18 protein-coding genes are annotated in these 23,698 nt (G+C 42.0%); 12 read left to right on the top strand and 6 right to left on the bottom strand.

What is annotated here, in order from left to right:
• Positions 1-14: 14 nt before the first annotated feature.
• Positions 15-845 (bottom strand): helix-turn-helix domain-containing protein, encoded by an 831-nt coding sequence (locus BGP15_RS12745; RefSeq protein ID WP_286769725.1) that lies wholly within the window; start codon positions 843-845, stop codon positions 15-17.
• Positions 846-953: 108 nt separating this feature from the next.
• On the opposite strand from BGP15_RS12745, the gene BGP15_RS12740 reads away from it, so the two are divergent.
• Together BGP15_RS12740 and BGP15_RS12735 are read left to right on the top strand one after the other, a co-directional pair.
• On the top strand, positions 954-1,868 hold the full coding sequence (locus BGP15_RS12740; protein WP_112374454.1) for an AEC family transporter: 915 nt from the start codon (positions 954-956) through the stop codon (positions 1,866-1,868).
• Positions 1,869-2,114: 246 nt separating this feature from the next.
• Positions 2,115-2,414: a DoxX family protein gene (locus BGP15_RS12735; protein ID WP_353681985.1), complete on the top strand. Its 300-nt coding sequence runs from the start codon at positions 2,115-2,117 to the stop codon at positions 2,412-2,414.
• Positions 2,415-2,600: 186 nt separating this feature from the next.
• On the opposite strand, the gene purL is transcribed toward BGP15_RS12735, so the two are convergent.
• Positions 2,601-6,332 carry a phosphoribosylformylglycinamidine synthase gene (purL, locus tag BGP15_RS12730; protein WP_286769724.1) on the bottom strand — a complete coding sequence of 1,244 codons (3,732 nt, stop codon included), beginning with the start codon at positions 6,330-6,332 and terminating at the stop codon, positions 2,601-2,603.
• 725 nt (positions 6,333-7,057) lie between these two features.
• Between purL and pheT the strand changes: the two genes are divergently transcribed.
• The 4 genes from pheT (at position 7,058) to rny (ending at position 12,047) form a co-directional block, all read left to right on the top strand.
• Positions 7,058-9,454 (top strand): phenylalanine--tRNA ligase subunit beta, encoded by a 2,397-nt coding sequence (gene pheT / locus BGP15_RS12725; protein ID WP_286769723.1) that lies wholly within the window; start codon positions 7,058-7,060, stop codon positions 9,452-9,454.
• Positions 9,455-9,494: 40 nt separating this feature from the next.
• Positions 9,495-9,800: a hypothetical protein gene (locus tag BGP15_RS12720; RefSeq protein ID WP_046675830.1), complete on the top strand. Its 306-nt coding sequence runs from the start codon at positions 9,495-9,497 to the stop codon at positions 9,798-9,800.
• A 54-nt stretch (positions 9,801-9,854) separates the two neighbouring features.
• Positions 9,855-10,145, top strand: a complete 291-nt coding sequence (locus tag BGP15_RS12715) for a cell division protein ZapA (RefSeq protein WP_046675831.1) — start codon at positions 9,855-9,857, stop codon at positions 10,143-10,145.
• 348 nt (positions 10,146-10,493) lie between these two features.
• The gene (rny, locus tag BGP15_RS12710) at positions 10,494-12,047 is read left to right on the top strand and encodes a ribonuclease Y (RefSeq protein WP_286754411.1); all 1,554 of its coding nucleotides are present in this window, start codon (positions 10,494-10,496) and stop codon (positions 12,045-12,047) included.
• Positions 12,048-12,381: 334 nt separating this feature from the next.
• On the opposite strand, the gene BGP15_RS12705 is transcribed toward rny, so the two are convergent.
• Entirely contained in the window at positions 12,382-13,032 is a 651-nt protein-coding gene (locus BGP15_RS12705; RefSeq protein WP_070569715.1) for an HAD-IA family hydrolase, read from the bottom strand.
• Positions 13,033-13,173: 141 nt separating this feature from the next.
• Here BGP15_RS12705 and BGP15_RS12700 point away from each other — a divergent pair, with 141 nt between their 5' ends.
• On the top strand, positions 13,174-13,701 hold the full coding sequence (locus BGP15_RS12700; protein ID WP_286754412.1) for a DUF962 domain-containing protein: 528 nt from the start codon (positions 13,174-13,176) through the stop codon (positions 13,699-13,701).
• 164 nt (positions 13,702-13,865) lie between these two features.
• On the opposite strand, the gene BGP15_RS12695 is transcribed toward BGP15_RS12700, so the two are convergent.
• Both BGP15_RS12695 and BGP15_RS12690 read right to left on the bottom strand, forming a co-directional pair.
• Positions 13,866-15,191 (bottom strand): ABC transporter permease, encoded by a 1,326-nt coding sequence (locus BGP15_RS12695; protein ID WP_286754413.1) that lies wholly within the window; start codon positions 15,189-15,191, stop codon positions 13,866-13,868.
• Positions 15,184-16,119 (bottom strand): ABC transporter ATP-binding protein, encoded by a 936-nt coding sequence (locus BGP15_RS12690; RefSeq protein WP_286769722.1) that lies wholly within the window; start codon positions 16,117-16,119, stop codon positions 15,184-15,186. Before BGP15_RS12690 ends, BGP15_RS12695 begins: the two co-directional genes overlap by 8 nt.
• A 413-nt stretch (positions 16,120-16,532) precedes the next feature.
• Here BGP15_RS12690 and yihA point away from each other — a divergent pair, with 413 nt between their 5' ends.
• From yihA to BGP15_RS12675, 3 genes are all read left to right on the top strand, one after another.
• Positions 16,533-17,162 (top strand): ribosome biogenesis GTP-binding protein YihA/YsxC, encoded by a 630-nt coding sequence (gene yihA / locus BGP15_RS12685; protein WP_046676372.1) that lies wholly within the window; start codon positions 16,533-16,535, stop codon positions 17,160-17,162.
• A 17-nt stretch (positions 17,163-17,179) separates the two neighbouring features.
• Positions 17,180-18,034: a UbiA-like polyprenyltransferase gene (locus tag BGP15_RS12680; RefSeq protein ID WP_286769721.1), complete on the top strand. Its 855-nt coding sequence runs from the start codon at positions 17,180-17,182 to the stop codon at positions 18,032-18,034.
• Between the two features lie 80 nt (positions 18,035-18,114).
• A complete protein-coding gene (locus BGP15_RS12675) occupies positions 18,115-19,791 on the top strand; it encodes a PNGase F N-terminal domain-containing protein (RefSeq protein WP_286769720.1) in 1,677 nt (558 codons plus the stop codon).
• Between the two features lie 77 nt (positions 19,792-19,868).
• Here the strand turns inward: BGP15_RS12675 and BGP15_RS12670 are convergent, their stop codons facing one another.
• Positions 19,869-20,327 (bottom strand): Lrp/AsnC family transcriptional regulator, encoded by a 459-nt coding sequence (locus tag BGP15_RS12670; protein WP_046675839.1) that lies wholly within the window; start codon positions 20,325-20,327, stop codon positions 19,869-19,871.
• A gap of 160 nt (positions 20,328-20,487) precedes the next feature.
• On the opposite strand from BGP15_RS12670, the gene BGP15_RS12665 reads away from it, so the two are divergent.
• Complete coding sequence (locus tag BGP15_RS12665) at positions 20,488-21,555, top strand: PLP-dependent cysteine synthase family protein (protein WP_286769719.1); 1,068 nt, start codon at positions 20,488-20,490, stop codon at positions 21,553-21,555.
• Between the two features lie 99 nt (positions 21,556-21,654).
• Complete coding sequence (locus BGP15_RS12660) at positions 21,655-23,337, top strand: protein-disulfide reductase DsbD family protein (RefSeq protein WP_286769718.1); 1,683 nt, start codon at positions 21,655-21,657, stop codon at positions 23,335-23,337.
• The last annotated feature ends 361 nt before the right edge of the window (positions 23,338-23,698 follow it).

Raw genomic sequence — 23,698 nt, 5'->3', positions numbered from 1 at the left:
ATCTGGAAAGCCTACTATTTAGTCCGCTGAGTTCGATAATGTAAAGGACTAAATCCCCTGGCGCGTTTGTAGAAATGGGAAAGATGGCTCTCGTCGGTAAATCCGAGTTCTGCAGCAATTTGTTTCAAGGTATAATCTTTGGATTTAAGTCTGTTCTCGATGAGTTCGATCCGGTAGGTATTGATATACGCTCTTAAACTGCTGCCGAAGTTCTTCTTAAAGTAGGTCCCAAAATAGGATGGGGCAATATTGAATTTCTGAGCCAGTAGGCTGACCTGAAGTTGTTCGGGCGAAAAAATATGCTGATGAATGTAAGCCGAAATCGATCGGTCAACATATAGTTCTTGCTGCTGGGGTAAACGTTGCGTCTCTGCTATTTCTTTGAAGAGCCCAAAGATCGCGACGAGTTGGTCAAATAGCCAGTCCGAATGCTCGCTGACTGTGGTATGACTATACAGTCGGACCGCTTCCAGGATATGAGTGTAAATCAGGCGATAATGCTCGTCCATATCCAATTTGCGTTCCTTTAATCCCCTGTCGTTCATCAGCTCCATAATCCAGGCATAGCGCTTTTGATTGCGTTTATTCTGCAGGAAGTAGGTATCTGTAAATAAAATAAACAGAAAATGTGTCTTTTCTTCAATGTTAAAATAATGCTTGTCTGCCGGACTAATTAAGAATACATCACCAAGTTCATAGTTCAGTTCAAATCTGTTGATCACATGGGTTCCTTTGCCTGAACGAATATAAACAAGCTCATAATAATTCTGCTCATGTGGAGGTAAATGAAAGCTATCCTCAATAAATTCACTGATCCGCAAAGGCTCAAACTGTTTTTTGCGCATTATTCTCCTGATTATATATCCGTAAATGTACATAAAAATAATGTATTTGTACATGTTATTGCCTGCCGTACTATTGCACCTTTGTGTCGTATAAAATGGTAATAAAACATGGTCAATTTTATAATGATTGCATTTTGCATCGCGGCAGGGATGCTGTTAAAGCGAACAAATTTAATTCATTCCGAAGCACATAAAGGGATCAATACCTGGATTCTTTATTTTGCCCTTCCAGCGGTGTCTTTCAAATATATTCCGAAGATTGTATGGTCATCGCAATTACTGTTTCCGGTGTTTTCGGCAATCCTCGTTTGGGCAGGTAGTTGGTTATTTATGGAAATGTACTGTAGGCGTAAAAACTATAAACAGCGTTCGCGCAGTAGTTTGGAATTGGCCGCTGGTTATAGCAATACGTCCTTTATTGGCTTTCCATTGATCATCGCCTATTTTGGCGAAGCCCAGTTGCCGATTGCGATTATTTGCGACCAAACCACATTTATTCTACTTTCTACAGCTGGACTTATCAATGCACTGCGAGCGAATGCCCAAGATGGCGAGGCGATCGATGTCAAATTTATGCTTCGAAAGTTAGTCAGCTTTCCACCCCTGATCGGTTGTATAACAGCCTTAATGCTGTCGCAATTGGTTGATCTTTCAGTTGCCGAGCCTTTTTTCGATAAGCTGGTGGCGACCGTTGGACCCTTGGCCTTATTTTCTATTGGTTTACAGTTGAAGTTTGATGGCTGGCGACAACAGATTTCGCAGATCAGTACAGCGATGAGTTATAAATTGATTCTTGCCCCAGCATTGGTATTACTATTTGCTTTACTACTTGGTGTAAAGGGCGCTGTTGCGCGGATTAGTATATTCGAAGCGGCTATGCCAACCTTGGTAACCTCAGGGATCATTGCCGAGCAATACCATCTGAATACCAAATTGGTCAATCTGGTGATCGGTTTTAGTATCGTTGTGGGGCTGCTGACAACCGCGTTTTGGGATTTTGTTATTCGATTTTTTTTCTCCTAATTTATGGTTGCATTGATTGATTGATTGATTGATTGATTGATTGATTGATTGATTGATTGATTGATTGATTGATTTTGGAAACAGTGTGGGGCCTCATTTGCCAACGATTGGTTTGAGCAGAAGTGTTGCGTAGGAGTGGGCTGTCTTCACTTCGTAACATTTTGATAGTGAATCATCTCATACAAACAACTTTTTTACTGTTCAATTGTTATTAGGCTATAACCATCTATAAAAAGGAGGTATGTTATGAACCTGATACACAAAATTGAGCATTGGGGCGATGCACATCACCCACAATGGGTCGATTACCTAAGAATAGCCTTAGGGATCGTTATTTTTGCCAAAGGTGTAAGTTTCGTAAATGATAGGGACGTTGTTCAACACATGATTGAGCAAAGTAGTTTCCACTTATCATCGTGGGGTGCGGTTCACTATGTGGTTTTTACCCATTTGGTAGGCGGGCTGTTCCTTATCTTAGGTTTTCAAACCCGTTTAGCCTCATTAACTATTATTTCCGGTACTGTTAGGGGCTGTATTTTTTGTTAATATCACCCACGGGTTTAGTTATTTGAATTCCGAATTGTGGCTTTCTATAGTCGTATTCTTTTTGCTGATCTTTTTTATGGTCATGGGCTCTGGAAAATACTCCCTAGATCAAATGATGAACAAACCAGGATACAAAAGGGATATCTAAAAAAAAACTCCTTCATACATGAAGGAGTTTTTCTTTTTTTATTTGCCTTGCTCGTCAATCCATTGACGTGCATTAACGAATGCTTCAATCCAAGGTGAAACTTCGTCCTGACGACCTTTTGGATAATTTGCCCAATGCCATTGGAACACCGAACGCTCAATATGTGGCATCGTAGCCAAGTGGCGTCCAGTCTTATCGCAGACCATTGCTGTATTATAGTCCGAACCATTTGGGTTATGCGGATATTGCTCATAAGCATATTTTGCCACGATATTGTATTGCTCTTCCCCATACGGAAGGTTGAATTTTCCTTCCCCGTGTGAAATCCAAACCCCTAAGGTACTTCCCGCTAGTGTCGATAACATGACCGAATTGTTTTCCTGAACTTTTACAGACACAAAGTTTGACTCGTGTTTCCCTGAAGTATTGTGTAGCATTTTTCCATGGATTTCATGCTCAGGATTGATCATTTCAAGTTCCATAAATAACTGACATCCATTACAGATACCAACCGAAAGTGTATCCGGACGAGCAAAGAAGTCGGTTAAGGCTTTTTTCGCTTTTTCATTGTAAAGGAAAGCACCGGCCCAACCTTTTGCCGAACCCAATACATCTGAGTTCGAGAAGCCTCCGACGGCACCGATAAATTGGATGTCTTCCAATGTCTCACGACCAGTGATCAAATCGGTCATGTGAACATCTTTCACATCAAAGCCTGCCAGGAACATGGCATTTGCCATTTCGCGTTCGGAGTTGGAACCTTTCTCACGAAGGATTGCCGCTTTCGGACGTGCTTTAGTTCCGTCGATTTTTGGTTTCTTACCATCAAATTGACTTGGGAAAGTAAAGGCTAGGGGTTGGTGTTTATAATTATCAAAACGTTGTTGTGCAGTTCCATTTTTAGATTGCTTGGAATCCAAAAGGAAGGATGTCGTAAACCATACATCACGTGTTGCTGCTACATCAAAGCTGAATACCGCTTCTTGATTTTTAATCGTCACTGTATTACCTTCGATCACCTGACCAATTTTAACCGCGTTTACACCGGCATCTTTCACGATCGCTTCAAATGCAGCGTCGTCTTTTGCTTGAAGGACAAGTGCAATATTCTCATTAAAGAAGGCTTTTACGCTATCCGATTCATGTAATGCCGAAAGGTCATAATTGGCACCAAGATTAACATCGGCAAAGGTCATTTCCAATAAGGTGGTAATCAAGCCACCCGATCCGACGTCGTGCCCAGCTTCGATCTGTCCTTCGTGAATTAATTGCTGTACGGTATTGAATGCTGTTTTAAAGTAAGCAGCATCTTGAATGGTCGGTACTTCAGTACCTAATTTATTGATGATTTGTGCAAATGACGAACCGCCTAATTTGAACTGATCTTTTGATAAGTTGATGTAATAGATTGATCCGGCTGTTTTGTTTAGCACAGGTTCAACCACTTTGGTGATATCAGTACAGTTTCCTGCGGCAGAAATGATCAATGTGCCAGGGGCAATGACGTTTTCGCCGTTTGGATATTTTTGCTTCATCGACAAAGAATCTTTTCCCGTGGGGATATTGATTCCCAATGCAATGGCAAAATCCGAGCATGCTTTAACAGCTTGGTATAAGCGGGCATCTTCACCCTCATTATTGGCTGCCCACATCCAGTTGGCCGATAGGGAGATTCCTGCAAGACCGTTTTTGATTGGGGCAAATACGATGTTGGAAAGCGATTCCGCAATAGCCGTTCTGCTTGCCGCAGCCGGATCCACTAAGGCAGCCACAGGGGAGTGACCTATTGTTGTCGCAATACCTTCTTTACCTTTATAATCCAATGCCATGACACCGACGTTATTCAACGGCAATTGCAATGGACCCGCACATTGTTGTTTGGCAACACGGCCACCAACACAACGGTCTACTTTATTGGTTAACCAATCTTTGGAAGCAACCGCTTCCAGTTGTAATACTTGGTTTAAGTAGCTTGGAATATTAGCTGCATCATAAGCAAGATCAGCGTAGTTGCGAACTACGGTTTTATCGCGCATGAAAGTTTTTGGCGATGAGCCAAAGAAATCTTCAAGGGCATAATCCATTGGTTTTTCACCCGTACTTTTTGATTCAAAAGTAAAGCGGTGGTCGCCAGTGACATCACCTACGGTGTACATTGGTGCACGTTCGCGATCGGCAACACGTTTTAAGGTGTCAATATCATCTTCGGCGATCACAAGTCCCATACGTTCTTGCGATTCATTACCGATAATTTCTTTTGCGGATAGTGTAGGATCGCCTACAGGAAGTGCATCCAGGTCAATCAAGCCGCCGGTCTCTTCAACAAGTTCAGATAAACAGTTTAAGTGGCCACCTGCACCATGATCGTGGATAGAGACAATAGGGTTATGATCAGACTCTACTAAGCCACGAACAGCATTCGCTGCACGTTTTTGCATTTCGGGATTGGAACGTTGAATGGCATTAAGCTCAATTCCAGAACCAAATGCCCCTGTATCTGCAGAAGATACAGCAGCGCCACCCATTCCGATGCGGTAATTTTCTCCACCTAGGATAACAACTTTATCGCCAGTTTTCGGCGTATGTTTTTTCGCTTGATCCAGTTTTCCATAACCAACACCACCCGCTTGCATAATGACTTTGTCGTAACCAAGTTTACGGCCATCCTCTTCATGTTCGAAGGTCAATACAGAACCTGTAATTAAGGGCTGACCAAACTTATTACCGAAGTCAGAAGCACCATTGGAAGCTTTAATCAGGATGTCAACCGGGGTCTGGTACAACCATTGACGCTCTTGCATCGCATTTTCCCATGGCCGCGTTTTGTTGAGTTCCTTTGCCGGTTCAGTAACTGTTCCTGCCTGAAGGTCCAATTTATTTTGTTCCAATCGCGAATAAGCAGTCATGTATACGGCAGTACCCGCCAATGGAATCGCTCCTTGGCCACCGGCCATACGGTCGCGGATTTCACCACCTGACCCAGTTGCAGCACCCGAAAATGGTTCTACAGTAGTCGGGAAATTGTGTGTTTCAGCTTTTACGGATAAAACCGAATCAAATGCTTTCTCTTCGTAAAAGTCAGGTTTGTCGGCCGATTTAGGTGCAAATTGTGTGACACGTGGACCTTTGACAAAGGCAACGTTATCTTTATAAGCAGAAACAATCTCGTTCGGATTGGTTTCAGAAGTCTTTTTAATTAATTTAAAGAGGGAAGTGGGTTGCTCTTCGCCATCAATGATAAAGGTACCATTGAAAATCTTGTGTCTACAGTGTTCAGAGTTTGCTTGTGAAAAAGCGAATACTTCCGAGTCTGTAAGCAGACGACCCAATTTGGTCGAAAGGTTATTGAGGTAATCTACTTCTTCTGGATTTAGCGCTAGGCCCTCAGATTTGTTGTAGGCCTCGATGTCTTCAATTTCCAATATCGGCTCAGGTGTAATGTTGACGGTATACATGTCCTGTGTCAACATACTGAACTTTTGTGAAATCATTGGATCGAAGTCATTGAAATCCGCTGGTACCGGTTGAAATTCTTCTATACGAACAATTCCTGCAATTCCCATATTTTGCGTGATTTCTACTGCATTGGTACTCCAGGGAGTAACCATCGCGGCGCGGGGTCCTACAAAGTAATGGTTAAGGTTTTGGTCGTCTAGTTTTTTGGCGTTGCCGAATAGCCAGTTGAGTTTAGTAATGTCTTCTTGTGATAAAGAGTTTACGCTTTGAACACCATATACAGTGTTCGATGGGTTCTCAAAGAAATGAATCATTATAAATGTTTGTTTTGAACGTTCTTCAAATTAAAGCACAAAGTTACATATTATTTTTATGGAAATGACGGGATTTTTGATTAAAAAATAGGTCTTTAAGATTGGACATAAAAAGGATAAAAATCGGTACAATCTGATAAGGCTTTTTTTATGAAATTGTGTTGGGGCTTGCTTATTCAAGAGCGGAGTGTATATGCCTAAAGTCCGTTTAATTCCCTTTAAATCCGCTCAAGTCCGTTCAAATCCGTACGCTATTCGGCAACGGATCAGGATTGCTTCGGGAACGGCTCGGGACAGCTTCGGGACAGCTTCGAGACAGCTTCGGCTGGGCTTCGACTGGGCTTCGGGAAAGATTCGGGTCCGCTTCGGCAAGGAGCCGAACAACGGCCGAACAGCAGGCGAAGCAATCCCGACCATGTTCAGGCCATGTCCCGAAGCTGCCCCGAACCAAGGCCAACGATGTGCCGACCAAAGCCCAAAGCACCTTGTCCATGCGGAAAACCTGAAAAAGCATAAGCAATAGCGCAAGAAAAACGCCCTGTGGCAAGTCGGTTTGTTCGCCGAAGCCCAACAACCCCTTAGATCATATGGTAATTTGTCATACAGCAGGTGAGGATAGGGGCTGCCAGCTATCTTCAAATTCAGGACTTCCGGCGATGATCGGCAAATTGACGTTGGATATAAACTCAAATTTATCTAAGTTTGTGCATCAAATCAGATTCGAGATGAATATTTCATATAATTGGTTAAAACAACACGTTAATATAGATTCGACACCGGAGGAACTATCGCTGATCTTAACAAATACAGGATTGGAAGTAGAAGCTTTGGACGTCGTGCAGAGTATCCCAGGTGGATTGGATGGTTTGGTTGTTGGTGAAGTGAAAACTTGTGAACAGCATCCTAATGCCGATAAATTAAGAGTAACCACTGTTGATGTCGGTGGACCGGAGTTATTGCACATTGTATGTGGTGCACCAAACTGTCGTACAGGATTGAAAGTTATTGTTGCTACAGTAGGTACTACTTGCCATCCGCTTACCGGAGAGCCTTTTAAAATTACCAAATCTAAAATTCGTGGTGAAGTTTCCGAAGGTATGTTATGTGGAGAAGATGAAATCGGTTTGGGTACATCTCATGCCGGTATCGTTGAATTACCAGCTGACGTTGCTGTGGGGACCTTAGTGAAAGATCATTTCAATATCCAGGATGATTACCGTTATGAAATTGGCTTAACACCAAACCGTGCAGATGCTGCTTCGCATTTAGGCGTTGCAAGAGATATTGCGGCACATTTTCGTACACACGTGTTAAAGGCAGATGTTTCTGCATTTAAGGCTGCTGAGGCGGAGGGAACGACAGTGGTCGTTGCAGACGCACAGGCAAGCCCACGTTATAGTGGTATCAATATTACCGGTGTTCGCGTTGGCGAATCTCCCGATTGGTTAAAAGAGAAATTAAATGTTATCGGTGTTCGTCCGATCAATAATATTGTCGATGTTACCAATTATATACTACACGATTTAGGTCAACCACTGCATGCTTTTGATGCTGATAAAATTGCGGGAAATAAAGTCATTGTTCGTTTGGCGACTGAGGGTGAAAAATTTGTTACGCTGGATGGTGTGGAGCGTACCTTGTCTGCAGAGGACTTGGTGATTGCAGATGCTGAAAAACCAATGTGTATTGCGGGTGTTTTCGGTGGAGCACATTCGGGTGTATCAGCCGAAACGACCAATGTATTTTTGGAGTCGGCCTATTTCAATGCTGTTTCTGTACGGAAGACCTCCAAAAGACATGGCTTAAAAACAGATGCCTCTTTCCGTTTCGAACGTGGTACCGATCCGAATATTACGGTTGAAGCCTTGAAGCGCGCAGCTTTATTGATTCAGGAAATTGCGGGTGGAACGATTTCATCGACGCTAAAAGATGAGTATCCCGTGGTGATTAACCCGTTTTCATTTCACGTGAGCTATGCGAATGTGGTTCGTTTGATCGGTCAGGCGATCCCAAATGAAGAAATTAAATCCATTATTGTCGCTCTTGGCATTGAAGTCGCTTCAGAAACTGAAACAGGACTTGATGTGTTGGTGCCTGCATACCGCGTTGATGTCACACGCGAGGTAGACGTTGTGGAAGAAGTGTTGCGGATTTATGGTTATAACAATATCGAGTTGAAGTCACAAATTAAGGCCTCTTTAAATACGGTTGAGAAGCCGGATAAGGAAGTTGTCTTAAATCAATTGGCTGATCTGCTCATCGCCAATGGGTTTCGTGAAATTCTGTCCAACTCCCTAACGAAGCTGGATTATGCGGATGATAGCGAAACGGCGGTCAAATTGTATAATCCATTGAGCTCGGATTTGGATACAATGCGTCAAAATATGGTTTTTTCTGTTTTGAGTGCGATTGAATATAACCAAAAACGAAGAAACTTTGACCTGAAGTTCTTCGAATTCGGTAAAACTTATGCGCTGGATGGTGAAGGCTATAAAGAAACGCAGCATCTGGCTTTTGCCATGGCAGGTAAAAATGAAGCTGAGCAATGGAACAGCAAAAAAGACGCGGTTAATTTCTATAACCTTAAAGCGGCTGTAGATACGCTTATCAAACGCTTGAAAATTGAAGGAATTCAGATACAAGATGCTACAAGTACACATTTCGCCTATGGTTTGAACTATATGAAAAGGCAGAAATGTTTAGTTTCTTTTGGTGCAATCGCGAACGCAGATTTGAAAAAAGCAGATGTTGAAGGTCAGGTTTTCTTTGCTGATTTTGACTGGGATGTTTTGATGAAAATTATTCGTAAGAATAGCATTCAATACAAAGAAGTTTCCAAATTCCCGGCTGTGCGCAGAGATTTGTCGCTCTTGATCGATGAAAATGTGAGCTTCGATAAGCTACAATTTGTTGCTCAAAAGACCGAACGCAAGCTTTTGAAGGAGGTAAATGTGTTTGATGTGTATAAAGGTGATAAAATTCCGGAAGGGAAAAAGTCTTATGCTCTGAGCTTTATCTTGCAGGATGAAGAAAAAACACTTACGGATAAGCAAATTGATGCGATAGTTCAAAAATTAATTGTTAATTTTGAGAAGGAACTAGGCGCGGAAGTGCGTGGTTAACGAGAGATACAACATTAATTGGTAATATTCAATTTATACTATGGCAACATTGTCTTCACAAATGAATCTGATCGTTGAGAAAACGAAAAATTTAATTCAATTGTGCGAAGTCTTGCAAGAAGAAAATGATTTGCTTAAATTAGAGGTACAATCCTTAAAAGTGGCTTTCGATGCGAGCAACGATAAGAGCAAGCAGTTGGAAGAGAAGGTCAAAGCGTTGGCAGTTGCCCGCACGTTAGATTCTGAAACGGATAAGGAAGCAATTAATGAAAAAATACTTGACACAAAACAAAAAATTAACGATTTTGTGCGGGAAATAGACAAATGTATTAGTTTGTTGAAATAGTTGGGAGAAGTGTTATCGGATTCAAACTAATACAACGTTAAAAAGCTCAAAGAAATGGGAGAGATTTCCATAAAAATAAATATCGCAGATCGTGTTTATCCCCTTCGGGTGGAGAGCGCGGAAGAAGAAGTAATTCGACATGCTGCGAAATTGATAAATGAAAAAGTAAAGGAATTGCAGGAAAACTATACTGTGAGAGATAAGCAGGATTTGTTGTCCATGTGTGTATTGCAATTTGCGACGCGTATGCTTAATGCAGAGCGGCAGTCCCAAAACCACGAAGTGGGCTTGGAAAATTCAGTACAGGAACTTGATCAGTTGTTGACGGATTTCTTTAAAAAATAAATTTACGTTCTTTATATTTAGAGCTTAAACGACGAATTTGCCGCAATTAAATTCGGGTTGTCACTATTTTAAACTTAACGCTTCAATATTACAGGCGCAAAAAGATATAGGCCATTTTGCGAAAGCCATCTGGGTCATAATCTAAGCCTAATTATGTAATCACGAAGTTTAATAATACATGAGACCTGTTTAAATTTAATTGCGGTTTTTTTTTGTCATGAAGTCTTATGAGCTTATCAGGCTCGCCACATTGGTGCATACCAAAGAAGGGGAATAGGACGATTCATGATTTTACTGGAATTTGAATATAATTAATAAAAACAAACATAATAATACAATTATACATACATGGACATCGCAATTTATAGCATAATTTCTCTGATTGTTGGTGTTGTTATAGGTCGTTATCTATTGGTTTTGTTGTTTAAAAAGCAAGAACAGGAAGCCAAGGATAAGGTAAATAGCATACTGAAAGATGCAGAGCAGGAAGGGGAACACATTAAAAAGAAACGCCTGTTAGAGGCCAAAGAAAAGTTCCTTCAATTAAAATCTGAACATGAAAAGGAGGTCAATCAACGTAACAATGCCATCAACCAGAAGGAAAATACGTTAAGACAAAAAGAGCAGTCAATTAACCAAAAATTGGAAAACATCAACCGCGACAAGCAGGAGGTGGATACCAAGAAAAAGCAATTGGATAAATTGGTTGAACTGAATGAAAAGAAATCCGAGGAAGTAGAAGCGTTAAAATTGCAACAGATTAAGCAATTGGAAAGCATCGCTGGCGTAACTGCCGACGAAGCAAAAAATCAATTGGTGGATTCGTTGCGTGAAGAAGCCCGCTCACAAGCCATGATTCAAATCAAAGATATTGTGGATGAGGCAAAATTGACAGCGACTAAAGAGGCGAAAAAGGTTGTTATACAGACGATTCAACGCACCGCTACGGAATCTGCAATCGAAAATACCGTTTCAATTTTCAATATTGAAAATGATGAAATTAAGGGCCGTATTATTGGTCGTGAAGGTCGTAATATTCGTGCATTGGAAGCTGCAACGGGCGTAGAGATCATCGTAGATGATACACCTGAAGCAATTATCCTATCCGGTTTCGATCCTGTACGTCGGGAAATCGCACGTTTAGCTTTACACCGTTTGGTAACCGATGGACGTATCCACCCGGCACGTATTGAGGAAGTTGTTGCAAAAACACGGACGCAAATTGAGGATGAAATTGTTGAAATCGGTGAACGTACAGCGATCGATTTGGGGATCCATGGTTTGCACCCCGAATTGATTCGTATGGTAGGGCGTATGCGTTACCGTTCATCTTACGGACAGAATCTTTTACAGCACTCGCGTGAGGTTGCTAATTTTGCAGCGACAATGGCTGCAGAACTGGGCCTGAATGTTAAACATGCGAAACGTGCTGGATTACTACACGATATTGGTAAAGTGCCTGATGACAATCCAGAGTTGCCACACGCTATTTTAGGTATGCAACTTGCAGAGAAATACAAGGAACACCCTGATGTATGTAACGCAATTGGTGCTCACCATGATGAGATCGAAATGACGGCTTTAATATCTCCGGTTGTTCAAGCCTGTGATGCGATTTCTGGTGCACGCCCGGGCGCACGCCGTGAGGTTGTAGAAAGTTATATCAAGCGCTTAAAAGAGCTGGAAGACTTGGCTTTATCGTATCCTGGGGTTGAGAAGACCTTCGCGATACAAGCTGGTCGTGAACTACGTGTCATCGTGGAGAGTGAGAAGGTCTCTGATGCGCAGTCGGAAATACTCGCTGCTGATATCTCTAACCGTATCCAAACGGAAATGACGTATCCAGGGCAAATTAAAGTAACTGTTATCCGTGAGACAAGATCGGTGTCTTACGCAAAATAGATCCAAGGATCCATCTTAAAAAAAGCTCCAATTAAAATGATTGGAGCTTTTTTTATGGAATTCTACAGCTTTCCCTCAACAGGATGATTTCAGTTATTCAAGGTGTTTGGGTATTGACTTGAACTGTTCTCAATAAACTTGGCCTGAGTAGAATTAGCCTGAATTGACTTGTGTCTTGCCTGGCGAATGGACTTGAATTGGTGTCAATAGACTGTATTGGAATTGATCTGAATAGACCAGACTTGAATAGACTGAACTTGAATAGACTAGACTTGAATCAAGTTGACCTAAATGGACTCAACCTAAATTGTCTTTAATTTAGGATCCCTATTTTTTAATTGAAAAATTCGATCAGGTCAGGCACTGTCTGGATGAGATAGGTCGGTGACTCCTGCTCGAGTTCGGCTTGGCTACCATAGCCATACAGTACGCCAACAGCATCCATGGCAGTTTCCCTTGCGCCAATCAGATCATGTTTACGATCGCCGATCATGAGGCATTCCTGTGGATTTGTTAGTTTGGCCTTTTCCATGACATATTGGATGACGCTGGTTTTGGTCGGTCTGGAATCGTCCAAAGCGCTTCCACCAGCAAAATCAAAATAGGTATTTATTTCAAAGTGTTGTAATATTTTGTGGGCGAATATTTCGGGTTTGGAGGTCGCCAGATAGATGCTGTACCCTTTTGTTTTCAGGAGCGTTAAAAGCTCGGGTATGCGATCAAACAGGATGTTCTCGTACAGTCCTATGGCTGAAAAGCGCTCCCGATATTTTTCTACACAGGCAATTGCTTCGCTTTCCCCAAATCCAAAGGTATGTATGAAAGAATCTTTAAGGGGCGGACCGATCAAGGGTTTGAGGCTATTCAGATCGGCTGTATGGATGCCTTTGGACTCCAAGGCATAGGCAATACATTTTGTAATCCCTTCTGCAGGGTCGGTCAGGGTTCCGTCCAGATCGAATAAGATATGTTTGTAAGACTTCATGCTGCAATATTACGGAATAGAATAGGAGTAAGCGAGTTTGTTTGCCCTGAAAGCAGATAATGACCTACGGCAGACCAAAAAATAGGGAATATTATCATTTTTAAGACCTAAGGCATGCTCAATATTTGTTAAATTTGCCGAATGAAACAAAAGAAGAAAGTTCAAGAAGTCGAACCTTTACGTCCCGTAGATAAGTATTTTGCGGAGCTGGATGCTAATTTTCAGGATCCGACCAACCGCCTGATTCAGGCCATCTTTTTACCATTATTATTTTTTGGTATCATGGGCTGCATCTGGATGATTCCATTTCCACAGTTCGAATTCTTGGTCAAACTCAATTGGCATACCTTTTTGAATTGGGGCTCTTTCTTCATCGCTATTGTCATTTATTATTATTTAAAGCTGTCTGCAACCTTGTCCTATGCGATATTATTCTCGATCGGGGGTATGAGTTTCTTTATCGTGCAACTGGAATACGTACAGAAGAACGGTGGCCCGGCTGTCATCTGGGTGTGTTTGGGAATCGCATTGCTATCTATTGTCGCGCTGTTTATCGGTAAGGGAAAGGAAAAGAAGAAAATCACAGGACAACAGTTTCTGCAGTTTTTACTTGTCGGACCGATATGGCTGTGGCATTTTGTCTTTAAAAAATTGAAATTAAGATATTAATTGAGCTGTCCTTAGGAGCTGATCGCATTGCATCTGATCGCATCCTAATCGGGGGCTTAAAAGAACGGGGCCAAATTGCTTGCAATTTGGCCCCGTTCTTTTAGTTGAGCGCTGACATAGATCGGGGATATCCGACAGCCATGCGTAATTAGTTCAGTACATAACTAACTTTTGTAATTGAACCATTTGATGATTTCTTTGAGATTTGCCTTTTTTCCATAGATCAAAATGCCGACGCGGTAGATACGTGCAGCGACCCAGGTTACCAATAAGAAGGTCAGTATGAGCAAGGTCAACGAGGTCAGGATCTGCCATAGGGGTACACCAAAAGGTATGCGAACGAGCATGGCGATCGGTGAGGTGAATGGAATAAAGCTCAACCATGTTGCAATCGGTCCATTGGGATCATTGATAATGACGCCGAAAGAAAGAATATAGGTCAATAGCAAGGGCATGGTAATGGGCATGGAAAACTGATTGGCCTCTGTTTCGTTGTCGACAGCTGAGCCTGCAGCAGCGAAAATAGCACTATACAATAGGTATCCGGCAATAAAAAACAGAAAGAAGAAAATGATGACCTCCGTGAAATTAAAGCTTTGGATCGACGTAAGGATCGAAGCGGAATCATTCTGGGCCATAGCTTTTGATACGGTACTCATATTACCCGCTCCAGGTTGGCTTGCGGCGACTTCCTGCATGTCCTGCGGATTGACAAAGAGTAGCGTTGCTGTGATAAATAGGCCTCCTGTAAGTACAAGCCACATGACAAACTGTGTCAGTCCAACCATACCGATTCCAACAATTTTACCCATCATGAGCTGAAAGGGCTTGACCGAGGAAATAATAACTTCGATGATACGATTGCTCTTTTCTTCGATAATACCACGCATTACCTGGGCACCATAAAGAAACAGGGATAGATAGACTAAGATAGCCAAAGCGACACCAAGGCCCATTGCAATGGCCGTGTTGCTGTTCTTTTCTTCGCCGTCGGCAGTTATTTCTTTTGCATCGATGCTGACTTTCGGCTTAATGGACTGGATAATCTGCAGGTCAATTCCCTTGGCTTTATATTCCTTTTCACGGATGATCTCTTCCAGCTGTCCACTAATGATCTCCTGTATGACAAAGCTGGTCTTGCCTCCGGTAATCAGTTCGGCTCTTTGGCTTGTTAAAATATCTTTTGGGATATAAAGGATCGACTGTTTTCCTTCACTTTGGGTCAGCTGCGCTTTTTGTGCCTGGAGATCCAGTTTACTGATTGTATAACTTACATTTTTATTGCTTTGCAGTTTTCCCGCAAAGTCGCCTTGTTCATCTAAAATAAAGACTTCGGTGTGTGAATCTTTAAAGCTCTTTTTTGTCAGATAAAACATGCCTGCATACAATGCAAAAAAGAACAATGGCACGGCAAAAGTCATGACAATAAAAGATTTTTTCTTGACACGGGATAGGTATTCCCGTTGAATGATAAGTAGTATTTTATGCATGATCTTGAGATAGGGGTGAGACTTGAGTAACTTTTTGAATGAAAATATCCGCCATAGAGGGAACGATTTCGATCAACTGGTTGAGCTGTATTTGGGGTAAGAAACGCATTAAGACATTATTGATATGAATATTGTTATTTAGCTGAATTGTAGTGTTGTATGTTTTGTCGTGCTTTGTGGACGTGATGACCTTAAATAGGCTGTCTTCGGATAGAAGAAAATTATCTTCATTGGCTGTATATTCTAATCGATAGGTTTGATTTCGGTATTCTTTTTTAATCGCCTGTACGGAACCATCGAGTATTTTCTTGGATCGGTTGATGAGGGCGATATTATCGCAAAGCTCTTCCACAGTCTCCATACGGTGTGTGGAGAATATAATGGTCGCCCCCTCTTGATTCAATCGGAGAATCTGTTCTTTTATGATATTGGCATTGACGGGATCAAATCCCGAAAAGGGTTCATCCAAGATAATCAATTGTGGTTGGTGGATGACCGTGGCGACAAATTGTACTTTTTGCTGCATACCTTTACTGAGATCTTCAATTTTTTTGTCCAACCAGGATGTGATGTCCAGGCGCTGGCACCAATCTTGGATGCGTGCTAGGGCTTCTCGCTTGGAAAGTCCTTTAAGTTGCGCCAAATACAACATTTGATCGCCGATTTTCATTTTTTTGTACAGCCCCCGCTCTTCGGGTAAATAGCCGATTTGTGCAATATGCTGTGGACCCAGCGCTTCGCCATTAAACAAAATCTCACCGGAATCGGGCGCGGTAATTTGGTTAATAATACGGATCAGGGACGTTTTTCCAGCCCCGTTTGGCCCCAATAGTCCGAAAATTTTACCCTTTGGGATTTTAATGGATACGTCGTCCAATGCACGGTGATTGGCGTAATCTTTGGTGACATGATTGATTTCGAGTAACATCTATTTTAAGGTTTAATTAATTCGTTCTTTGAGTTTGTTAGAAATATTCCTTTTTTCCCAAAGACTGACGTTTATTTATGTGATTAGTATCTTGAGCAGCTGAATTGTTACAGCAGCTCCGAAAAATTTCTTGTTTGGTGATGTTTCCATTTTACCTACTGGACTTCTTATTACAAGATTTATTTTTTTTATGGCATGCAGGACTTCTTTTATTTGGCTAATAAGACGTATACCCAACCGCATAGTGCATCTTCGGGATGCGCTCAGTTGTTTGATGAATCGTTTGAAGTGAAAGTTAAAAATAATTGGGGACATTTTAGTCCCTGGCCAATTAAATAGGAGACGGAGCTTTTTTATGGAATAGAAGCGGTACACATCTTGTCAAAGGGATTCATTTAACGTACCTTTGTTCCATGGAAGTGAAAAAAGCCGAATTCGTGTGCAGTAACACGAGAGTTGACAAATTACCTGCACCCAATTTGCCGGAGTATGCGTTTATCGGACGTTCAAATGTCGGTAAATCATCGTTGATCAATGCAATGACCAACAAGAAAGGACTTGCCAAGACCTCCCAAAAGCCTGGTAAGACTCAGTTGATCAATCATTTTATCATCGACGATACCTGGTATCTGGTGGATTTGCCCGGTTATGGTTTTGCCAAAGCCTCTAAAACAAGTCGCACGGAATGGGAAAAGTTCATCCGCAGGTATCTTACCCATCGGGACAATTTGCAATGTGTTTTTGTATTGGTAGATAGCCGTCATGAACCACAGAAGATAGACTTGGATTTTTGCTATTGGTTGGGCGAATGTGGTTTACCCTTTATGTTGGTTTTTACCAAGGCAGACAAGCAATCGACTGTCAAATCCGATGTGAATATTGCGAAATTTAAAAAATCATTGCTTCAATGGTTTGAAGAGGTGCCGCCGATTTTCCTAACTTCAGCGGAAAAGAAAATGGGCCATGAACCTATTTTAGAGGCTATCGATGAAGTTAACGGCCGATTTGTTCGCCCTGAACCCGAAGGAAACGAACAATTTTAGCTAGATCTTAAGTTCAGATGAAAAAATACTTGTCCTTAGTTTTATTTGCCCATAGTGTATTTGCATTGCCATTTGCCTTCATCGGTTTCTTTTTGGCTTTGCACACAACGGACTACACCTTTTCGTGGAAATTATTGGTTTTGATGCTCGTGTGTATGGTAACGGCCCGTAATGCCGCTATGGCATTCAATCGTTATTTGGATCGCGATATTGATGCCATTAATCCGCGAACGGCCATGCGTGATATTCCTGCCGGAAAAATTTCTGCTAAAAATGCATTGATTTTTACGTTAGTAAATTGCCTTATTTTTATGGCAGCGACGTATTTTATCAATTCTCTTTGCTTTATGTTGTCGCCCATTGCACTTTTTGTTGTGCTTTTTTACTCCTATACGAAGCGCATAACACCCTTATGCCATCTTGTGTTGGGAGCAGGGCTAGGATTGGCTCCAATAGGTGCATATATGGTTATTACAGGACAGTTTGCGACTGTTCCGGTACTTTATGGCTTCGCAGTGTTGACCTGGGTGAGCGGCTTCGATATTATTTACGCGTTGCAGGATGAAGCGTTTGATCGGGCCAATCAGCTGAATTCTATACCCGTTTGGTTGGGAACGAAGGGAGCCATGCGCGTTTCGGAAGTTCTGCACGTGTTTTCTTTTATATTTATTTTAATACCAGCATTTTTGATGCCTGTCGGTTGGATTTATTATTTAGGGGTGGCCTTTTACGGTGCATTGCTGATTTACCAGCATACCCTGTTTTCATCGACTAATTTAAGTCGGGTCAATCGTGACTTTATGACAACCAATGGTTATGCCTCGGTGATTTTTGCGGTATTCTACCTCTTGGATATCTGGTTGATCAAATAAACGTTTTAGCATAAAATAAGAAAGGCTTTAGGAATTCCTAAAGCCTTTCTTATTTTTGCATCTAAACCAATACACATGCTATGAAGAAAAGTATTCTTTTTACCTCTATTTTATGTTTGTCATTGTCGTCGCAGGCGCAAAAGCTGTCGAGTTATGTCATTCAATATAACCAAAGTTTCAATGGGAATACAGCTGCCAATCAAAATGCCATCCTCGTCTATGCCAATGAAAAGGAGACTTTTGTCAGTTCAGCGAAGGAAATGCAGGGACAGTTGGCGCCGCCATACGAACGGGTTGTGGTGGAGCGTTCCGGAGGCAATGCCTTACTTAAAATTGCTAAACTCAAAGATGGATCAATCATTCTAACCAAAGATTCGCTCGCACTTTCGAAGCAAAAATTTAACACGACAAACGAGACTAAAACAATCTTGGGCTATCCCTGCAAAAAAGTGGAGACCAGCATCAATTCCAATAAAATAGAAGTTTGGTATACCGATAAATTAGGGGTAAAAGGTGCACCCACGGAACTTGGTCAGGACCTTGGTTTGGTACTTGAGGTAATCCGCAATGGGAATACACGGACTTTTGCCACCAAAGTAGAAAAGGTCAAGACGATACCGGAGCAACTGCGATTAAAAGGAAATGAAAAATTGTACGATGAACTCTCGTATAAAGATCTGATCTGGAAAAATCGTTTTATCCAAATACCTGTTTTTCGGAAGGAGCGCATACGTTTTGCGGATGATGTAAAGTCGGATTCTGTTTTGCGTTTTGCCAATGGTACAGTTTTGGTAAAAAAGGTGAAAATCCCAAAAATAAAGACTAGCGATAATGTATTTGTGCAGTTGGTCGAACAATCGAAAGGTGATGCCTATGACCGTACGGGGTCAGTTTTTATCATCCCGACCAACAAGGCGCAAAGCTTTTTGGATGGCATGAAAAATGGTATGGGTACCCTGCCTACGTATGAAAATGGAAATGGTAAAGCTTATCAAGGCGTTGTAAAAACAGCATCTTTTGAGCCTATTGTTGAATTGATTCGTTTCTTTACACCCTTTGGTGTTAAGCAGTTTAACTATCTTCAGTTAAAGGATAAGGTTTGGCAAGACTCGGTACTGTACCGTCAGGACGTAACGGAACTGGCTGGTCTGTTGAGCGAGCAGGAAATCTATGTAGGCGCCTTCATTGGCAATTATGATAAAAATGGACATGAGGTGAGTGTGGAGCTGACGGTGCATCCGGGGTTCGATGCCGAGTCAAAAGGCAGTCTGAAAAAGACGATGTCTTTATTCACCACAACCAACGTTATGGAAATGGGCGGCCAGGAGTATGGATCTATGTTTGATAAGGAGAAAGGTCTTACTGTTTCGTTTCATTTGGACCAGGACGCTAAAAACGTGCAATTACGCTACATTACCACAGGGCATGGAGGCTGGGGCAATGGTGATGAGTTTGTGCCGAAGGAAAACCGCATTTTCCTAGACAATTCATTACGCTTTAAATACACACCGTGGCGTAATGATTGTGGCTCGTACCGTTTGTCAAACCCAGCTTCAGGCAATTTTGCCACAGGTCTGTCTTCATCCGATCTAAGCCGCTCCAATTGGTGCCCGGGTACAGTAACACCACCAATCTACATTGATCTGGGGGATTTAAAAGCTGGCGACCATACAATGCAGGTGCAGATTTCACAGGGAGCTCCTGAAGGAACAAGTTTTAGTAGCTGGAATGTGACAGGAACCTTGTTGTTCGATTAATTAGTTTTTCATTGCTGTCATATGCAATAATGCTATTGCATATGACAGCAATATTCCTTGGGTTTTTAAGACAAAGATTAAAGGGGGTAGGCCGTCTCGCTTTTTGTCTCCGATAATACAAAGTAGGTCTGTACGGTATTTACTTGCGGTAGTACGGCCAGTCGATGCCGCAGAAAAATATGATAAGCATCCATATCTTTGGTTGCGATACGTAACATAAAGTCGTAAGAACCCGCCATTTGGTAGCATTCCATCACCTCGGGAAATTTAGCTACCTCTTTTTCGAATTCATTCAACACTTCAAAAGTATGCGCCTTGAGAAAGACCTGAGAAAAGGAAATTAACCCAATGCCTATCTTGTGGCGGTCCAAAATTGCCACCGTTTTTTTGATGTAGCCCAACCGCTTTAGCTTTCTAACGCGTTCGTGAACAGCAGCGATAGATTTGTTAAGTTCAAAGGATAGCGCTTTATTGCTCATGGAGGCATCTTGTTGTAGGAGGCGTAATAATTTTACATCTATTTCATCCAATTCCATAATCTGAATATTTTCGGTACGGTTGTAAAAATACGCTATTGTTCTGAATTATTTATTGGTTTTTATGTCTTTTAATTTAATTTTTATTGAAATTATAGTGATGTGTTGAATATTATCTTGTCAATGGTCAATTTTGCAACAGAATAATCATTTATAAGAAATGGCTGAACAAGAATTATTAAGTGCGTGTTTGTCACCTGCATTGGACAAGAGATTCAAACATCTGTGGAGATTGGTCGGAAATACACCGATGTTGGAACTACAGTATACTTACAAAGGTAAACCCGGACGAATTTTCGTGAAATGTGAGAACTACAATCTGACTGGTAGCATTAAGGATCGGATGGCGCTTTATATTTTATACAAAGCGTATATGAATTGTCAGATCCGGCCGAGTGATGTTGTCATTGAAGCCACAAGTGGCAACACAGGGATTGCCTTTTCAGCAATCGGTAAAGCACTTGGTCATCAGGTAAAGATTATTATGCCTAATTGGCTGAGTAAGGAACGTACCGATATTATTCGCAGTATGGGTGCCGATATACAGCTGATAAGCAAAGAAGAAGGAGGTTTTTTAGGAAGTATTCGTTTAAGTGAAGAGCTTGCTGCAAAAGGTGGCGTTTTTCTTCCACGACAATTCGAGAATCAATATAATGCCGAAGCGCATGAGAAAACCACCGGTTATGAAATTGTCAAGCAACTGGAAGAACAGGGCTTAGTTGCTGATGCTTTTGTTGCTGGTGTGGGAACTGGTGGTACGGTCATGGGTGTGGGTAGAAGCTTAAGAAAGGTAAACCCAAATGTCCGCGTCCATCCGCTAGAACCGGCAGAAAGTCCAACCTTAACTACAGGGCATAAGGTAGGTTCACACCGTATTCAGGGAATATCTGATGAGTTTATTCCTGCCATTGTGGATTTGGATGAACTCGATACGGTCGTATGTGCCAACGATGGCGACTCCATTATCATGGCGCAGAAGCTATCGCGCCAATTGGGATTGGCTGTTGGAATCTCTTCGGGAGCAAATGTAATCGGAGCGATTAAATTACAGCAGCAGCTGGGCGATGAAGCTGTGGTGGTGACCTTACTTTGTGATGATAACAAAAAATACCTAAGTACCGATTTGGTGAAAGAGGAGCCGGTAAAAGAAGGGTATCTTTCTACGGACGTTGATTTCTCGGGTTTTCAACCGATCTGCAGATTGGCAAATCCGGTATTTGGTGCTTAAAAAGATTTAGTTTCATATGTTTATAGTTAACTCGGGGAGTCTCTAGCTCCTCGGGTTTCATTTATTCAAAAACCAATTTATACCTAAGAATAACACAACATGAAAGTCAATTTTAAATTATTAATCCTTTTGTTGTTGTTGGTTGCGCCTGTGGCAATGTTTGCCCAAGCGGATACAACAAACACGTTGGAGGGGCTTGAGTTTACGGATGGTACGATAAGTCCCGATTCACTGTCCTTTGAGGAGTATCCAGATACCGCTACCGTAAAAGCCGATTCCGCCCAGATGAAATCGGTAGCTGGGACAATCGTAGACAAAGCTGGGGCAGAAGGCAAAAAATCGCTGTGGAGTATCTTTATTGCGGGCCTTTTAGGCGGTTTTGCCGCTTTATTGATGCCTTGTATTTTTCCGATGTTACCGCTGACGGTGAGTTATTTTACCAAACAGGCGGGGAGTCGTGCCAGTGGTATTAGTAAAGCCCTGTTATATGGATTATTTATTATTGTGATTTATGTGGCTCTGGGGATGATTATCACGATCGCATTCGGATCTGATGCACTCAATGCACTTTCCACCAACGGTATCTTCAACTTCATTTTCTTTTTGTTGTTGGTGGGCTTTGCGGCATCTTTTTTTGGTGCTTTTGAAATTACCTTGCCAAGCTCCTTTGTCAATAAAATGGATGCCAAATCGGATAAAGGTGGATTAGTGGGGTTGTTCTTTATGGCCTTCAGTTTGTCCTTGGTTTCATTTTCTTGTACGGGGCCGATTATAGGGACACTGTTGGTTGAGGCAGCTTCGAAAGGCGAGCGATTGGGTCCAGCAGTTGGGATGCTGGGATTCTCCATTGCCCTGGCCATTCCTTTTGGTTTGTTCGCGATGTTTCCTTCGATGCTTAAATCCTTGCCGAAATCTGGCGGTTGGCTGAATAGTGTAAAAGTCGTTTTAGGCTTTTTGGAACTCGCTTTAGCGTTGAAATTTTTATCCAATGTCGACCTAGCTTACCACTGGAACTTGTTGGATAGAGAGGTGTTCCTGTCGCTATGGATTGCTATTTTTGCGTTGATGGGGCTATACCTGATTGGCAAGATCAAGTTCTCCCATGATAGTGAGCTGAAATTCCTGTCTGTTCCTCGAACTATTTTGGCCATTGTTGTTTTTTCTTTTGTGGTCTATATGGTGCCAGGTTTATGGGGAGCGCCTTTAAAATCAATTTCCGCTTTTTTACCACCATCGGCAACACAAGATTTTGATCTTTCTTCGGGCGTAAGTGCCGGAGCTGTTGCGCATTCAGATGGAAAGGTGAAAAAATATGCTGAAATTTTTCATGACAGAGGCACGCCTAAGGGATTTGATCCTTATTATGATTACGACCAGGCCTTAGCTACGGCTAAAGAATTAAACAAGCCTGTTTTAATTGATTTTACGGGCTGGAATTGTGTCAATTGTCGTAAAATGGAAGCGAATGTCTGGACGGACAAAGCTGTGGCAAAATTATTAAAAGAAGAATTTGTGATGGCCGAACTTTTTGTGGATGATAAAACCGAGCTGGCTGCAAACGAACAATTTGTTTCAAAGTATAGTGGCAAAAAGATCAATACCATCGGCAAGAAAAACAGCGATTTTCAAGCGGCTACATTCGATAGCAATTCGCAGCCGCTGTACGTTATTGTCGATCCGACGGGCAAAAAACTGGTGCCCCAGAGTGGTGCCAACTACAATGTAGAAGAGTACAAGGCATTCCTACAAAGTGGCGTGGATGCATTTAAACATAAAAACTAACCATCGTCATATGCTAATTTTATCCTCCTTGTACTATGCAAGGGGGATTTTTTTGTTCATAAGCCATCGGTTTTTGTGTCTGCAGGCCTGATGCAGTGGGGCTTTCCTCGTATCGTGTTCGTACCTGCTTCGTACCAGCTTCGGAAGGCGACAATCTTGCAATAAATATTGACCAGCCCCTGACCAGGTAATTCCTGGTCAGGGGCTGGTCGGAATCTGATCAACATCTGTACAACATCTGTTGTATCTCCGAATAAGGTACGAAGCAGGTACGAAGCTTTCCCCGCTATTTCGTCCAGAAATCGTTGGCGGGGGAGCCGATGTTGCGGAAGCCTAGGGCAAAAAAAGAAGCCCCGTCATT

This window comes from Sphingobacterium sp. 40-24 (genome assembly GCF_001899705.1).
GTDB classification, from domain to species: domain Bacteria; phylum Bacteroidota; class Bacteroidia; order Sphingobacteriales; family Sphingobacteriaceae; genus Sphingobacterium; species Sphingobacterium multivorum.
Note: the sequence above shows the minus strand (reverse complement) of the source record. Positions and strands in the feature narration are given on the sequence as shown.